Genomic DNA, 15424 nt, shown 5'->3' on the forward strand with positions numbered 1-15424 from the left:
TCGAAGGAGCCTTCCAGAAGCCTCTGCGCCTGCTGCAACCCTCCTTCGAGGCCTCCGCTTCGCTTCGGCAGCTCAGGATGAGTCGGAGGGTTGGGACAGTCACGAGCCCATCCATTAGTCACATGAAGCGGCGCCGGGCACGATCATCCCGGCATCCATGAGGCCTGTTTCCATGCGCGACGACCTGCTTCCCCTGCCCCGTCTCCTCGTCGAGCCGATCGTGCGCGCGGCCTTGCTGGAGGATCTCGGCCGGGCTGGCGACATCACCACCGATGCGATCGTGCCGGCGAGCGCCAGGCTCGACAGCGTGATTGCGGCGCGCCAGCACGGGGTCATCTCCGGGGTCGATGCCGCGGCGATGGCGTTCGAGCTGATCGATCCGGCCGTGACGGTGGCGGTCGAGCGCGGCGACGCCGCCCTCGTCGCCCCCGGCGACGTCGTCCTGCGCCTCTCCGGCCCGGCCCGCGCCATCCTCACCGCCGAGAGGGTCGCCCTCAATCTGCTCTGCCGGATGTCGGGGGTCGCCACCGCCACGCACGGCCTCGTGGAGGCGGCACGCCCGCACGGCAAGGCCAGCATCGTCTGCACCCGCAAGACCACGCCGGGCCTGCGCGCCCTCGAGAAGCACGCGGTGCGTGCCGGTGGCGGCTCCAACCATCGCTTCGGCCTCGACGACGCCGTCCTGATCAAGGACAACCACGTCGCGGTAGCCGGCGGCATCGTCCCGGCGATCGAGAGGGCGCGCTCGCGGGCCGGGCATCTCGTGAAGATCGAGATCGAGGTCGACACCCTCGACCAGCTCGAACAGGCGCTATCCGTCGGCGCCGACGCGGTGCTCCTCGACAACATGAGCCCGGAGCAGCTCACCCGCGCCGTCGCGATGATCGCCGGCCGTGCCCTCTCGGAGGCCTCGGGCCGCATCACGCGGGAGACCGTCGGCGCCGTGGCGGCGTCCGGCGTCGACCTGATTTCCTGCGGCTGGATCACCCACAGCGCGCCGATCATCGACCTCGGCCTCGACGCTGCTTGAGGTCAAGGCCGTGTAAACCACGGCCAAGCCGCCACACTGTTGCCACGGAGTCACGACGCCGGGGCAAGTGTTGCTGCGGTGCGATTAGACCTTGGCTTTAGACGGTACGCGTTTACGTCTTGGCGAAACTCAATGCGTTAAGGTGCGCCGCTGCCACCTTTGAGTTCCCCAAGATTTTCGCCTGTATTCGAGAGGCCTTGATGCGTCGTTTCGCTACCGCCCTGACCGGGCTTGCCTGCATGACGGCTGGCTGGGCCATGCCCGCCGCCGCCTACGAGATCGACCCGCTCACTCGCCAGCCCCTCGACAACGCGCTGCTCGTCCGCGTTCGGCCGCAGAACGAGCCCATCGCGACGCCCATCCCGACCGCGAACGCCTCGCTCAGCCCATCAGATCCGCTCGCATCGGCCGTGCCGCAGATGTCGGCGATCCAGCGCGAGACCGTAGCCTATAATGGTCCCTACGGCGCAGGTACCATCGTGGTCTCCACCGCCGAGCGCCGCCTGTACTACGTGATGGGCAACGGCCAGGCCCTGCGCTACGGCGTCGGCGTCGGTCGTCCCGGCTTCACCTGGGGCGGGGTCCAGACCATCACGATGAAGCGGGAATGGCCGGATTGGCGTCCCCCGGCTCAAATGCTGCGCCGCCGTCCGGACCTGCCTCGCTTCATGAAGGGCGGGCTCGAGAACCCGCTCGGCGCCCGCGCCCTCTATCTCGGCAGCTCGATCTACCGCATCCACGGCTCCAACGAGCCGGAATCGATCGGCGGCGCCGTTTCGTCGGGCTGCATCCGCATGACCAACGACGACGTCGCCGACCTCTATACCCGCGCCAAGGTCGGCACGAAGGTCGTCGTCCTGCGCTGATCTTCGGACCGTTGCCACGATCGATCAGGACTTCGGCGATGACAACTCGTCGAAGTCCTTTTGCGTTAGCGATCAATCTATCCAATGCGCGCTGCCGGTTTACAGTAGCGAGATCCGTGTGTATTTTTCGGTCTAATTCTGTTCGCGCGTATTCTTTGATGACGGCAGGTATTGTTCGATAGTCGCTTGCGCGCCCGTATTTCTATCGTTCTCGCGCCGCTTCGACAGCATTGACCGTCCGCCCGTCGACTCAGTTCCGGGTTCGGTCAGCCTGCGGCGGATCGCAGGCGACGAGGCGTGAGGTCGCTGAAGCTCGTGCGAGTTCGAACAACGTCAGAGGCGACTCGCGCCATCTCGTTGATCGTCCGGGCTGCAGGATCCGGAACTGTCGCTTTATGAGGCATGCGTCGAGCGAGCGCCTATCTGGGCGCTCACTGAACCGGCTCTCATCATGGCCCGAATAATTCGGTCCGCCGGTGAACCGAAACCAGCTCTGCCGCGACCAACTGAAGTCAGAGCCTGCTGATGGCTCTAGAACTCAGGAGGCAGACATGTTCGGTTCTCGTAAGCTCATCCCGCTCCTCGTTGTCTTCGGCATGGGAGCGTTCGGCGCAACGGCGGCCCTGGCCCATGGGCCCGGCCACAAAGGCCACGGTCACGGGGGTCACGGTCATGGGGGGCATGGTCATGGGGGGCATGGTCATGGGGGGCATGGTCATGGTCATTGGGGGCATGGACACGGTCACTGGGGTCACGGGCACTACGGGTTCAGGCCTGTCTATTACGGCGGATATTGCCGTCTCCGTCGCGGCTACAATGCCTTCGGCGAATTCGTGGTCCGGAAGGTCTGCCACTGATCGGCAAGCTGCGCGTAGCCGAGCAATGATCCAGGCGATCGTGGGCAAGAGGGACCGCGTTTTGGCTCAGCTCGCCTGGAGCAGGCATCGATAGGTGACGCTATCGAAAGGCTGTTTTTTGAAACGCCCGTGCCCTCGAACCGGCACGGGCGTTTTACGTTCATAGACGGTCATGATCAGGGTAGAACGGCGCCTATGATGAAGCGGGCCTCGTAGTGCCATTCGAGCGTGTTCGCACCCGCGGCGATCGATGGGCGGGAAGACGGTCCCCTAAGACCGATATCGTCGAGGACCGCGCCCGGGCCGAACACCGGCACCGGCTCGAGACAGATATGAATCGGTGTGAAGCACCCATCGATACGACGGCCTTCCGGAGACTTCGGACGGCACCGCTCAGAGCCGCTTGGACGGAGGCTCGGTCGGTCGAATTTGCGATCCCTCCATCGAACGAACCGTAGGTGTCCTTTCACCCGCACAATGGGGATAGACAATCTTCATCCCTTCACTCTGCTACCGGGCGGGTGCCGTCTCCGGCACCGCCAGTTGAACCACTCCGGGCTGCGCGCGCAGCCGATCGAGCGTGGCGCTCAACGCTCCGGCATCCGCGGCGATCCGGACGCGGTAGAGGTTGCCCGCGCGGGGACCGTCGACGATGGACCCCTTCGCCTCGCGCAGCGTGTCGGCAATTCGCTCGGCGGTCGCCTGAGACGCGAAGGCGACGAGGATGACCGTGCCCCCGGGTTCGGTCTCGCGATGAGAGGCGGTCTCGTAGGATGGCGCCGGGGTACCGAGCCATGTGCTGGTCAGCAGACCTCCTTGAAGCAGGATCAGGAGGGAGGCCGCGAGCGCCGTTCCGGCCAGGACCGGAGGCGACAAGCCCGCCAGCATCGCACCGATCCGCGCCAGCCATCCTCCCGAGGTTCGCCGCCCAGCGAGATCGGCATCGATACGCTCGAACAGACCGTCGCGACTTCGCCGCGACGGCGCACCGAGAGCCTCGTTCAAGGCGACGGTCTCGCGCTGCTCGGTCTTCGCCAGATTGAGGCGGCGGGCGAGATCGGGCTCGCGTGCCAGTGCCGCATCGAGCCGGTCGGCCTCCCCTCGGTCGAGACGGCCGGTGGCGTGCCAGGGCAAGAGGAGGTCGTCCTCGGCGCGTTCGGGATCGGGCGTCGTCATCGCGGTCTCCTCACGGCCATCCGCGGTCTATGCCCGCCTTCGACAAGAGGGCAGACAGGCGCTTGCGCGCATGGAACAGGCGGGTCTTCACCGTACCCGCCGGGATGTCGAGCACCTGCGCGACTTCCTCGACCCCGAGTTCGTGATAGTAGACGAGATCGATCACCATGCGGTGCTCGTTCGATAGGGCTTCCAGGCAGCGGCGCATGGCGTCCGACTTGTCGGCTTTCTGCAGCGCCACTTCCGGAGTGTCGGCATCATCCTCGAGGGCGCCGACTTCGTCGTCTTCCAGGGTTTCGTGCGGACGCCGCCGCAGGGTCGAGAGCGCCTTGAAGCGGGCGATGGTCAGCATCCAGGTGGTGACGCTGGCACGCCCCTCGTAGCGGTCAGCCTGGCGCCACACGTCGAAGAATACGTCGCTCATCAGGTCCTCCGCCCGGGTCGGGTCGCGAACGATGCGGACGAGGAAGCGGTAAACGGCCGTGGAATGCCGGGTGTAGAGGCCCTGCATCGCCAGCCGGTCGCCTTCGGCGATGCGCCGGATCAGCTCCTCGTCCGCGAGCACGCTCATGCGCGCTCGCGGATTGGTCGCGCCAGCGGACAGAACGGTTCACTGCCATGAAGGATTTCTCGATGGTCGCAGCGCGCAACGCGACGTGGACCTCCCCTCATGGCTTGCTGATGGTGCTCGTGACGACGGATGTCGCATTTTCGCCTCCCGCGGATCGCGAGCCCGAACCGACACCGGCCAATGGCGTCGACAGGGCACGCACCGCCCCATCCGCATCGGCGAATCCTGCCCCATACTCGCCATCGGGGCCCGGAGCGCCGAGATCGCGTGCGCTCCCGGTCAGTGCTTCGCGCACCTCTTTCGGGCTGAGACCAGGCTTTTCCTGAAGCATCAGCGCGACGATCCCGCTCACCTGGGCGGCTGCCATCGATGTCCCGGAGGAGAGGCCGTAGCTCCCGTTCGGTGCGGCGACGAGGATGTCGACGCCCGGGGCCGCCACGCAGATGTAAGGCCCGCGATTGGCGGCGGAAAAGACCCTGTCCTGCGCGTCCGTGGCGGTGACGGCTATGACGTTGGGATCGGCCGCAGGGAACAAGGGAGGCGAATTCGGTCCGGCATTGCCTGCCGCCGCGACGTAGATCGCTCCGCGTCCGGTTCCGGCGGCAAGAAACTCGGAAAGCTTTGCGTCCGAGGGACCGGCAAAGCTCATGTTGACCACTCTGGCGTTCTGCTTTCCCGCCCAGTCCAGGCCCCGGAGGATGTGCACGGTCGTCCCTTGAGCTCCTGCGCGTGTCTCAGCCGAGAAAGCTCGCACCGGCAACAGCCGCGCCTCCGGTGCCGCACCAAGCAACTGGCTGCGGGCGCCGACGATGCTGGCCACAGCGGTGCCGTGAGAATGGGCCTTGCTCGCATCGCCGACGGCATCGAACCGGTCGGAGACGGCACCTTGGAGCGCCGGATGAGCCTCGTCGACGCCGGAATCGATCACGGCGACGACGACGTTCCGGCCTGTCGACGAAACGTGAGCTTCGGCGAGCTTGAGCTTTGCGACCGCGTATTGCGCGCCTGAGAGCGCAGGCGCAGGCGCAGGTCCGGCCGCGAGCGAGAAGATGTGATTTGCCTGGGCCGAGGCGACGCGGCCGTCGCGCGACAGGGCCGCGACCACGTCCGATACGGAGCGCCGGTCCCTGATGCGGGCGCGGTGCAGGGGCATCGGCACGAGGGTGAAGCTATCCGTCGAGATGAGTTCGAGGCGCTCGCGTCTCAGGATCGCGCGCAGGCTTGCGCCGTCGGCGTCGGTGCGCAGGGTGAAGAGCACCTCGCCTGGCACCTCGTCCGACGCCACGGCCGCCATCTGGGCTGCACCCCGTGGTGAGAGGGGTGCGGTCGCTGCCGGCGGGCGCGTCGGCGGAGAGGACTTCTTCGCGACAGCCTTCTGCGGCACGGACCTGGTCTGAGAGGTCGATACCGCCCTCGACGGCTTCGGTCGCTGCGCGGTCCTCGGCAAGTCTTCGCGGAGGCGAGGCTCGCGAGCCTGCCGGATGTCGGGTGCCGGTTCCGGCGTCACCCGTAGCACCGGCGGCGGGCGGCGCGGCCTGGGCCGGTACGGGGGCGGTGCGTCGTCGAAATCCGGATTTCTCGTTGGACGGCGCATCAGAGGCTCGTCGTCGTCGACGTCCTGGACCTCGGGACGAGGAGGACGCAACAGGCCTGGAAGCGCACCGATGCTGCCAAGGCCGATGATCGGGCCACCACCACCGCGGCCACCGCCGTATGGGCCGCCTCCGATCGGTCCTCTCCCGCCGGCCGCTCCGATGCCGGGCATGCGCGTCTGAGCGTCGGCCGGAACCGAAAGCGTCACGAGAACCAGGATGACCAGAATGATCGACATGAGCCGGCTCGTCGAGAACCGATCCGACATCATCTGCATGGCAGCGCGTGCTCCCGCAGCCGGCTCCTGTTTTACGAAAGGCTACGGCTAGCTGATCTTAGGGGAACTGATGTCGCAGGTCTACGCCGCCCAGCGACCCCGGACGGCGCAGTGTTCATCAACATGAAGACTGACGCTCATTCGCAAACGCGCACACGCCGCACATAGACGTTTCCGTAGTCGTCGACCACGCGCCGGCTCTCGAGGTAGCAGTCTCCTTGGGAGGCGGCGGCCGCGCCCGCCGCCATGGCGCCGAGGGCCAAGCCTCCAAGGACGATGCCGCCGTAGCCCACGCCGTGGGAGTGATTGCTCTTGAAGTACATCGGCTTCGCCGAGGCGCCGACGGACAGGCTGGTGCACAGGACGAGTGAGCTGAGGGCGGTGGCGACGATCATCTTGGGGGTCATAGCGGAGTCCTCCGAGTTGCGGGATGCCTCATGGCGCCCCTGACATCCGTTGGTCGCGCGAGCCGGCAAGTCGGTTCACCACCGTCTCGATATTTTTCGCATCGGGGCTCGGTCGGCCGCTCCGGCTGCTCGGCCAGCACCAGCCAGAAGGCGGCTATCGGGCGGCCGGGTTGGGTAAAGCTCCTGGCGCTGGCGAGGCGCGGGCGCATGCCAGGAACAGGCATGCGACCCCGAGCGCCACGAGAGCCGGGGCGATGGCCGAGGCGAGTGCACCGGCGAGCGCCGAGCCGACGACGTCACCGAGGTTCATTGCCGCCATGTAGATCTGGAACTGCGTCGCGGACGCCCGTCCGTCGCGGCTCGCCAGCAGCACCGTCGGCAGCAGGGCGACGTAGAGCAAGGCGGGCACGACGCTGGCTAGACCCAGGATGAACGGACCCGCCGCGGCCTCCAGCCCCGCGGCGATCAGCAGTCCCGCGAGACCGAACGCCCCCACGCAGGCGAGGAGCAGGATTCGCAGAGCCTGCTCCGGCCCGGTGCGGTCGACATAGGTGCCGATGCCCACCGCACCGAGAGTGCCGCCCAGAAGCGCGAGCAGCGCCTGCAAGCGCGAGAGCGCGCCTGCGTCCCAGCCATGAACCTGCACCAGCGCCACGGCGAAAGGCACCTGGAACAACGCCAGGCCAAGGTCGATGGCAAAGCACATCGTCAGCAGGACCAAAGCTTCGCGCGCTCGGAACCCTCCGAGGAGGTTACGTGCGAAGGAGAGAGTTCCCGGTGCCCGGCCTTGTGCCGAACTGGGCGAGCGGGCGCGCCATTGCAGGGAGACGAGGTGGTCGTCCGGTGCTTCGCGCACGAGGAAGACCGCAGCGGCGATCGGAGTGGTCAGGCCGAGGAGGGCGAGGGCCGCAGACGGAAAACCTTTCGTCTGAAGGATCCACGCGAAGATCGCAGTTCCGGCGGCGCTGCCGATCACGAAGCCCGCCCGCGTCGTGGCGCTGATGCGCCCCAGTTCCGAGGCCGGCACGCTGCCGGCGATCATACGGTCGGTGGCGGTGTCGGCGAGCGAGGCTGCGAAGCTGTGCAGCAAGAGGGCGACGCTGACGGCCATCAGGCTGGCATTCGCGCCCAGCAGGAGCAGGCCGGCGAGGCTGAGCTGTGCGCAGGCAAGAGAGACGACCAGCCAGAAGCGGCGCGGTCCCATCCGGCGGGGCGTCGCGCGATCGATCACCGGACCCCAGAGAAGCGGCTGCAGCACCCAGGGCAGGCCGACGATCGCAAGATGACCGCCGACATCGGCCGCCCAGACGCCCCGCGCGGCGAAGTGGTTGGCGAGGGCCGTCAGCGCGAAGCCGGCGACGACGCCCTGGTAGAGGTAGGCAAGTGTGAAGAAACCGAAGCGCCAGCCGGACGTCCGCAGGCTCGGTGGCCACTGGCTCATCGGTTCGGTCCTCGATCACTCCTGCGGCACCTTACGCAACCGACCCCGTCTGCCGGTCGCGACATGATGGGATCAGTCCCGACACCGGCTCCGAGTCCGCATGGGCGCAGCCCGCTTCGGCGCATGGTCCGGCGACGAAGTGGAAGCGGAGCGTGCGAAGCCGAGCTTGCCAGTCGTCCCGGGTACCGGCAATCTCAGCTTGGCCTTGCGCCCGGCGGCCTTAAACCACACCGGAGCGTCCTCCGATCAGGCCGCAGGACAGAGGAAGTCCGAAGATCATGAGCATGGACCACAGGACCTCCGACGGCAGCAAGAGGAACGAGGCCGCTTCTCTTCGGCACCGGGCGGGGATGATCGACCGCCGCTCGTTTCTGGTCGGTTCGGCCGCCGGTTTCGGCACACTCGGGCTTGCCGGGTGCGCGACGTCCGACGGCCTGATCCTCGCCGAGGCGGCGAAGGTCTACGGCCCGATGCCGGACGAGAAATTTCCGATCCCGGCAGCCGACATCAGCAAGGTCAATCCGAAGTACTTTCGCCGCACGGTGAGTTATGAGACCAAGGAAGCGCCCGGCACGATCATCGTCGATCCGGGCAACTTCTACGTCTACCGGGTCGAAGGCGACGGATCGGCCACCCGTTACGGCGCGAATGTCGGCCGCGACGGATTCTTGTGGAGCGGTGACGCCTATGTCGGCCGCAAGTCCGAATGGGCCACCTGGACACCCCCCAAGGAGATGATCCGGCGTCAGCCCGAAACGGCCAAATACGCCCGTGGCATGCCTGGCGGCCTCGACAACCCGCTCGGCGCCCGCACGCTCCATCTCTACCAGAACGGCGCCTACACGCTCTACACCATCTACGCCAGCAGCGAGCCGGACACGATCGGCAGCGGCATCACCAGCGGCTGCGTCGGACTCCTCAGCCAGGACATGATCCACCTCTATGCGCGAACGCCGGTCAAGACGAAGGTTGTCGTCCTGCGCGCGTAAGCTGTCGGCCGGCAGTGTTTTGAGAGCGGACCTCGCTTGAACGGCCTGGCGACGACTCCTGCGTCGAGGCGGGACCTCCGGACCGCGGCAATCTGTCTGCACGCGCGACGCAACCAGGCCGAGGCTCGGTTGTCGTCGTCTCCGGAGACGCGAATGAGGCGCGTTCGGGAGGAGGATTGATGATGCGCCTGCGCGAAGCGGCTTGTGCCACGGCCATTTTGCTTGCGGGCGTGCAGCCAAGCCAAGCCGAGGTGACGCGGTTCGAGGTCGCCTCCACGCAGCAGCAGGCGCTCGACGGGCGAACTTTCGGCGAGGCCGGTCAGGTCGAGAAGATCGTCGGCCGGGCGACGATCGCCGTGGACCCCGCCGACGCTCGGAATGCGATCATCGCCGACATTTCGCTCGCTCCTCGAAACCCGGACCATCGCGTGGAAGCGGTCGCGGACGTCGTCGTCCTGAGGCCCGCCCGCCCCAACGGCATTCTCCTGCTCGAGGCCCCCAATCGCGGGCGCAAGCTGATCGGCTCACTGTTCGAGGACAGTCCGGCGGAGGCGTTCAGCCGGCTCGAAAGGGCTGGCGACGCCGGTCGCGGCTTCCTCCTCTCGCGCGGCTACACCCTCGCCTGGGTCGGCTGGCAGGGCGATATCGCCCCAGGCGGCGCGATGCGGATCGACCTTCCGATCGTCTCCGGCGTTACCGGCCCCTCCAGGGAGGAGTGGGTCTTCGATCACAGGCGAAGTCCGGTCGAGGCGGCGCTGACGTGGCCTGCGGCCGATCTCGATCCGGCCAAAGCCCGTTTGACGGTACGGGCTCGTCCCAGCGATCCGAGAGCGGCACCGGCCGAGCTTCGCGTTCGATTCCTCGGCGCTCAGCGGATCGAGATCGTCAGGCCCCAGGAAGGTTTCGACGCCAGTGCCTTGTACGAGCTCGTCTATGAGGCCCGCGATCCGACGGTGACGGGACTGGGTTTCGCGGCGATCCGGGACGTCGCGACCTTCCTCAAGCATGAGGGCGGCCCGAACAACCCCCTGGCACTCCACGGCCGGACGGGAATCAGCCGTGCCGTCGGCTTCGGCGTCTCACAATCCGGCCGCGTGTTGCGCGACTTCCTGTATCTTGGGTTCAACGAGGACGAACGCGGCCGCATCGTCTTCGACGGCCTGATGCCTTACATCGCGGGAAGCCGGCGGAGCTTCACCAACGCCCGCTTCGCCCAGCCGGGCCGGAATCCGTCTCCGCATGTCGACCGCTACTACCCGGTCGACCAGTTCCCGTTCAGCTACACGCTGAGCACCGACGCGCTCACCGGTCGGCGCGACGGTCTCCTTGTCCGATGCAGGCTCACGAATACGTGCCCGAAGATCATGCACGTGGACAACGAATACGAGATGTGGGGGTCGCGAGGCGCCCTCATCACGACGGATACGCAAGGCGCGCAGCTCGAGCTCCCGCCTGACGTCCGCGCCTTCATGATCACCGGAGCCCCCCACGCTCCGGCCCCGAGCGGCACGACGACGCCGAACGCCGCCTGCGAGCTCCCCGCCAGCCCTGTTCACGGCGGCGCGCCCGCCAGGGCTCTCCTCACTGCGCTGACCTCATGGATCTCGGACGAGTTTCGCCCGCCAGAAAGCCGATACCCGAGCCGGGCCCACGGCACGCTCGCGCGCGCCGAGGGGCTGTATCCCCCGATTCCCGGGTTACCCTATTCGGGACTCTACAATCCCGCGGAGTGGGTCGAGCAGGCCTCGCCATATCCCGTGATCAGGGGGACCTATCCGCTCCTGCTGCCCAGGGTCGACGGCGACGGCAATACGCTGGGCGGCATCAGGATGCCCCTCATCGAAGCCTCGCGCGCCACCTACACGGCTTGGAACCCCATGCGCGGTCAAGCGGCGGCCACGCTCTGCAACCACCTCGGTGGCGTCCTCCCGTATGCCGCCACGAAGTCGGAGCGGATCGCGGCGGGGGACCCGCGGCTGTCACTGGAAGAGCGATACCCATCCCAGGGGGCGTATGTCGGTGCTGTTCGAGTTGCGGCTGATCGGCTGGTCTCCGAGCGCTTGCTGCTTCCGGAGGATGCCACCGAGATGGTCGAAGCCGCCGCCTCGGGGACGCTCGCGAGGTAGCCGAGCGAATGCCCTCGGCGTCTCCTAGGGGCGACCAGCGGCCGTCGGGCCGGTCATACCCCGAAAGCCTGACCGATGGCCGGTTTGGACCGACTTACTGGGCAGTCCGCGAGATGGCTTGGACCTTATCCGGGGTGTCGGTGTTTCTTCGGTAATTCGTTTTCGATGGACGGACATGCCCCGGACATCCCTCATGCACCAAGGCCGGAGACCAAGATGGGACGACCGGGAGACCTCGATCTCAGTAGACGCGAACTGGTCGCCTGCGCGACGGCCGCCGCAGCGATGACGACGCTCCCGGCGGCGGCCCAAGCTCGCACCGAACCGGCAGGCGAGCCGGTGATGGCGAAACTCTCGCTGTCCGTGAACGGCCGGCTGCAGGAGCTCGAACTCGACATCCGCACTTCGCTCCTCGACGCCGCGCGCGAGCACCTGCATCTGACGGGCTCCAAGAAGGGCTGCGACCACGGCCAGTGCGGCGCCTGCACGATGATCGTCGACGGGCGGCGCATCAATGCCTGCCTGACGCTGGCGGTCATGCACCAGGGCGCCGAGATCACCACGATCGAAGGCCTCGGGCAGCCGGACAACCTGCATCCGATGCAGGCCGCCTTCATCCGCCATGACGGCTATCAATGCGGCTACTGCACCCCGGGCCAGATCTGCTCGGGCGTCGCCATGCTGGCCGAGATCAAGGCCGGCATTCCGAGCCACGTCACCGCCGACCTCAACGCGCCGATGGAGGTGACCCCCTCGGAGATCCGCGAACGGATGAGCGGCAATCTCTGCCGCTGCGGCGCCTATTCCAACATCGTCGAGGCGATGACCGAGGTTGCAGGGATCCCGACTTCCCGGAGGCCGGCATGAAGTCCTTCACTTACGAGCGCCCGACGACGCCGGCCGAAGCGGCCGCAGCGGTCACGCGCACGCCGAACGCCAAGTTCATCGCCGGCGGCACCAACCTCCTCGACCTGATGAAGCTGCAGATCGAGACTCCGACCCATCTCGTGGACGTCAACGGCCTCGGCCTCGACACGATCGAGGCGACGCCGGAAGGCGGGTTGCGCGTCGGCGCGCTGGTGCGCAACACCGATCTCGCCGCCGATGCGCGGGTGCGCCGCGACTACGGCGTCCTCTCCCGGGCGCTCCTAGCCGGGGCCACGGGCCAGCTGCGCAACAAGGCCACGACGGCCGGCAATCTGCTTCAGCGCACCCGCTGTCCGTATTTCTACGACACGGCACAGGCCTGCAACAAACGCCAGCCCGGCTCTGGCTGCTCGGCGATCGATGGTTTCAGCCGCCAACTCGCGGTCATCGGCACGAGCGAGGCCTGCATCGCCACGCATCCGGGCGACATGGCGGTGGCCATGCGCGTCCTCGACGCCACGGTCGAGACGGTTGATGCCAAGGGCACGCAGCGGACGATCCCCATCGCCGACTTCCACCGCCTGCCCGGCGACAAGCCCGAGGTCGACACCACGCTGAGACGCGGCGAGCTCATCACGGCAGTGACGCTGCCGAAGCCCCTTGGCGGCGTGCAGATCTACCGCAAGGTCCGCGATCGCGCTTCTTACGCCTACGCGCTCGTCTCGGTCGCCGCAGTGGTGCAGCCGGACGGGACCGGCCGGGTGGCGCTCGGCGCGGTCGCGCACAAGCCGTGGCGCATGGAAGCGGCCGAGGCCGAACTCCCGCGCGGCGCGAAGGCCGTCACCGATCGGCTGCTCGCCGGCGCCAAGCCGACGCACGAGAACGCATTCAAAGTGACGCTGGCCGAGCGCACGCTCAGGGCGGCGCTCAATCAAGCGAGGGCCTGAGCCATGAAGTTCGACACCCCCGCAGGCCAGAACCCGATCGACCAGCTCAAGGTGGTGGGAAAACCCACGGACCGCATCGACGGCAAGTACAAGACCACCGGCACCGCGGCCTACGCCTACGAGCGCCACGACGTCGCGGCGAACCAGGCCTACGGCTACGTCCTCGGCGCCGGCATCGCCAAGGGCCGGATACGCGGCATCGACACCGCCTCGGCGAAGCGGGCTCCGGGCGTCCTCGCCATCGTCACGACCCTCGACACGCCCCGGCTCGGACGCGGCAGGATGAACGCCGCCTACCTCTTCGGGGGCGACGCGATCCAGCACTACCACCAGGCCATCGCCGTCGTGGTGGCCGAGACCTTCGAGCAGGCCAGGGCCGCCTCGTTCCTCGTCCGGGTCGATTACGCGCCCGAGGCCGGACGCTTCGACCTAGCCGCAGAGGCGCCCTCCGCGCCGCCAGCCCCTGGTGACAGCGGCGAGGGCAGCGGTCACGACGGCGTGGAGCGTGTCGGCGATTTCGAGGGTGCCTTCGCCAAGGCCCCGGTGACCCTCGACGAGACCTACACGACCGCCGACGAGACCCACGCCATGATGGAGCCGCACGCGACCGTCGCGGCCTGGGACGGCGACAAGCTCACGCTCTGGACCTCGAACCAGATGATTGCTTGGCACAAGGGCAGCATGGCCCAGATCCTCGGCATTCCAGCTGAGAATGTTCGGGTCGACTCGCCCTATGTCGGCGGCGGATTCGGCGGCAAGCTGTTCGTACGCTCGGACGCAGTGCTCGCAGCCCTCGCGGCGAAGGCGGCCCGGCGGCCGGTGAAGGTCGCGCTGACCCGTCCGCTGATCGCGAACAACACCACACATCGCCCCGCCACGATACAGCGCGTGCGCCTCGGCGCGACGAAGGACGCAATCATCACCGCCATCGCGCATGAGAGCACCTCGGGGAACCTGCCCGAGGGCAGGCCCGAGACGGCGGTGGACCAGACCAAGCTGTTCTACGCGGGCGCCAACCGCCTGACCGCGATGAAGCTCGCCCATCTCGACCTGCCGGAGGGCAACGCCATGCGCGCCCCCGGCGAGGCGCCGGGGCTGATGGCCCTCGAGATCGCCATGGACGAAATGGCAGAAAAGCTGGGGCTGGACCCCGTCGAGTTCAGAATCCGCAACGACACCCAGGTCGACCCGAACAAGCCGGAGCGCCCCTTCTCACACCGCAACCTCGTCGGCTGCCTCACGCTCGGCGCTGAGAAATTCGAATGGGCCAGGCGTAAGTCGATGCCAGGCCAGGTCCGGGACGGGCACTGGCTCGTCGGCCTTGGCATGGCCGCTGGCTTCCGCAACAACCTGCTGATGAAGTCGGGCGCACGGGTGAGGCTCGACCGGGCAGGTACGGTCACGGTCGAGACCGACATGACCGACATTGGAACCGGCAGTTACACTATCATCGCCCAGACCGCCGCTGAGATGATGGGCGTGCCCCTCGAGCGCGTCGTTGTCCGGCTCGGGGATTCCGACTTCCCGGCCTCGGCGGGCTCGGGCGGGCAGTGGGGTGCCAACAATGCGACGGCCGGCGTCTACGCGGCATGCGTGAAGATGCGCGAAGCCGTGGCGCAGCGGCTTGGCATCAACTCGGCCGACGCGGTCTTCGCGGAGGGCGAGGTCCGTTCGGGCAACCGCGCGGTGCCGCTCGGCGAAGCCGCGGCTCAAGGTCCCCTCAGCGCGGAGGACAGCATCGAGTATGGCGACCTCTCCAAGAAGCAGCAGCAATCGACCTTCGCGAGTCACTTCGTAGAGGTCGGTGTGGATGTCGACACGGCGGAGGTGCGGGTTCGGCGCATGCTGGCGGTCTGCGCTGCCGGGCGCATCCTCAACCCGAAATCGGCCCGCAGCCAGGTCATCGGCGCGATGACCATGGGGGTCGGCGCCGCCCTGATGGAAGGACTCTCTGTCGACAAGAAGCGCGGCTTCTTCGTCAACCACGACCTCGCCACCTACGAGGTGCCGGTCCATGCCGACATCCCGCATCAGGACGTGGTCTTCCTCGACGAGGTCGACGCCATGTCATCGCCGATGAAGGCGAAGGGCGTGGGCGAACTCGGCCTGTGCGGCGTCGGCGCGGCGATCGCGAACGCCGTCTACAACGCCACCGGCGTTCGGGTGCGGGACTATCCGATCACGCTCGACAAGCTCCTCGACCGCATGCCGGACGCGGCCTGATCGGACCGGAGGGGTCGACCTCCCCAAAGGTTCTTCGAGGCGATCCCTTGCAGC

Annotated in this window: 13 protein-coding genes; 8 read left to right on the top strand and 5 right to left on the bottom strand. The window is 67.5% G+C overall.

The genetic code is table 11. The annotated features are described in order from the left end of the window. Positions 1–172 precede the first annotated feature (172 nt). The 3 genes from nadC (at position 173) to K2Y56_RS15030 (ending at position 2753) form a co-directional block, all read left to right on the top strand. The gene (nadC, locus tag K2Y56_RS15020) at positions 173–1030 is read left to right on the top strand and encodes a carboxylating nicotinate-nucleotide diphosphorylase (RefSeq protein ID WP_292508973.1); all 858 of its coding nucleotides are present in this window, start codon (positions 173–175) and stop codon (positions 1028–1030) included. A gap of 200 nt (positions 1031–1230) precedes the next feature. Beyond that, positions 1231–1896 carry a L,D-transpeptidase gene (locus K2Y56_RS15025; protein ID WP_292508976.1) on the top strand — a complete coding sequence of 222 codons (666 nt, stop codon included), beginning with the start codon at positions 1231–1233 and terminating at the stop codon, positions 1894–1896. A 551-nt stretch (positions 1897–2447) separates the two neighbouring features. Beyond that, the gene (locus K2Y56_RS15030) at positions 2448–2753 is read left to right on the top strand and encodes a hypothetical protein (protein ID WP_292508979.1); all 306 of its coding nucleotides are present in this window, start codon (positions 2448–2450) and stop codon (positions 2751–2753) included. 510 nt (positions 2754–3263) lie between these two features. Here the strand turns inward: K2Y56_RS15030 and K2Y56_RS15035 are convergent. The 5 genes from K2Y56_RS15035 to K2Y56_RS15055 form a co-directional block, all read right to left on the bottom strand. Further along, positions 3264–3929, bottom strand: a complete 666-nt coding sequence (locus tag K2Y56_RS15035) for an SPOR domain-containing protein (protein ID WP_292508982.1) — start codon at positions 3927–3929, stop codon at positions 3264–3266. 10 nt (positions 3930–3939) lie between these two features. Further along, the gene (locus tag K2Y56_RS15040) at positions 3940–4500 is read right to left on the bottom strand and encodes a sigma-70 family RNA polymerase sigma factor (protein ID WP_292508985.1); all 561 of its coding nucleotides are present in this window, start codon (positions 4498–4500) and stop codon (positions 3940–3942) included. Positions 4501–4597: 97 nt separating this feature from the next. Next, positions 4598–6331, bottom strand: coding sequence for a S8 family serine peptidase (locus tag K2Y56_RS15045; RefSeq protein ID WP_292508988.1), 1734 nt, complete (start codon positions 6329–6331; stop codon positions 4598–4600). A gap of 176 nt (positions 6332–6507) precedes the next feature. Continuing rightward, positions 6508–6777 carry a hypothetical protein gene (locus K2Y56_RS15050; protein WP_292508991.1) on the bottom strand — a complete coding sequence of 90 codons (270 nt, stop codon included), beginning with the start codon at positions 6775–6777 and terminating at the stop codon, positions 6508–6510. Positions 6778–6931: 154 nt separating this feature from the next. Next, positions 6932–8218, bottom strand: coding sequence for an MFS transporter (locus K2Y56_RS15055; protein ID WP_292508995.1), 1287 nt, complete (start codon positions 8216–8218; stop codon positions 6932–6934). A gap of 278 nt (positions 8219–8496) precedes the next feature. On the opposite strand from K2Y56_RS15055, the gene K2Y56_RS15060 reads away from it, so the two are divergent. The 5 genes from K2Y56_RS15060 to paoC all read left to right on the top strand — a co-directional run bounded on the left by K2Y56_RS15060 (position 8497) and on the right by paoC (position 15370). Continuing rightward, positions 8497–9207: a L,D-transpeptidase gene (locus tag K2Y56_RS15060; protein ID WP_292508997.1), complete on the top strand. Its 711-nt coding sequence runs from the start codon at positions 8497–8499 to the stop codon at positions 9205–9207. A 179-nt stretch (positions 9208–9386) separates the two neighbouring features. Further along, entirely contained in the window at positions 9387–11333 is a 1947-nt protein-coding gene (locus K2Y56_RS15065) for an alpha/beta hydrolase domain-containing protein (protein ID WP_292508999.1), read from the top strand. A 216-nt stretch (positions 11334–11549) separates the two neighbouring features. Beyond that, positions 11550–12200 carry an aldehyde dehydrogenase iron-sulfur subunit PaoA gene (gene paoA / locus K2Y56_RS15070; protein ID WP_292509002.1) on the top strand — a complete coding sequence of 217 codons (651 nt, stop codon included), beginning with the start codon at positions 11550–11552 and terminating at the stop codon, positions 12198–12200. Beyond that, a complete protein-coding gene (locus K2Y56_RS15075) occupies positions 12197–13147 on the top strand; it encodes a xanthine dehydrogenase family protein subunit M (protein ID WP_292509005.1) in 951 nt (316 codons plus the stop codon). Before paoA ends, K2Y56_RS15075 begins: the two co-directional genes overlap by 4 nt. Positions 13148–13150: 3 nt before the next feature. Beyond that, complete coding sequence (paoC, locus tag K2Y56_RS15080) at positions 13151–15370, top strand: aldehyde oxidoreductase molybdenum-binding subunit PaoC (protein WP_292509008.1); 2220 nt, start codon at positions 13151–13153, stop codon at positions 15368–15370. Positions 15371–15424: the final 54 nt, after the last annotated feature.

The organism is Methylobacterium sp., from assembly GCF_019745455.1.
Lineage (GTDB): Bacteria > Pseudomonadota > Alphaproteobacteria > Rhizobiales > Beijerinckiaceae > Methylobacterium.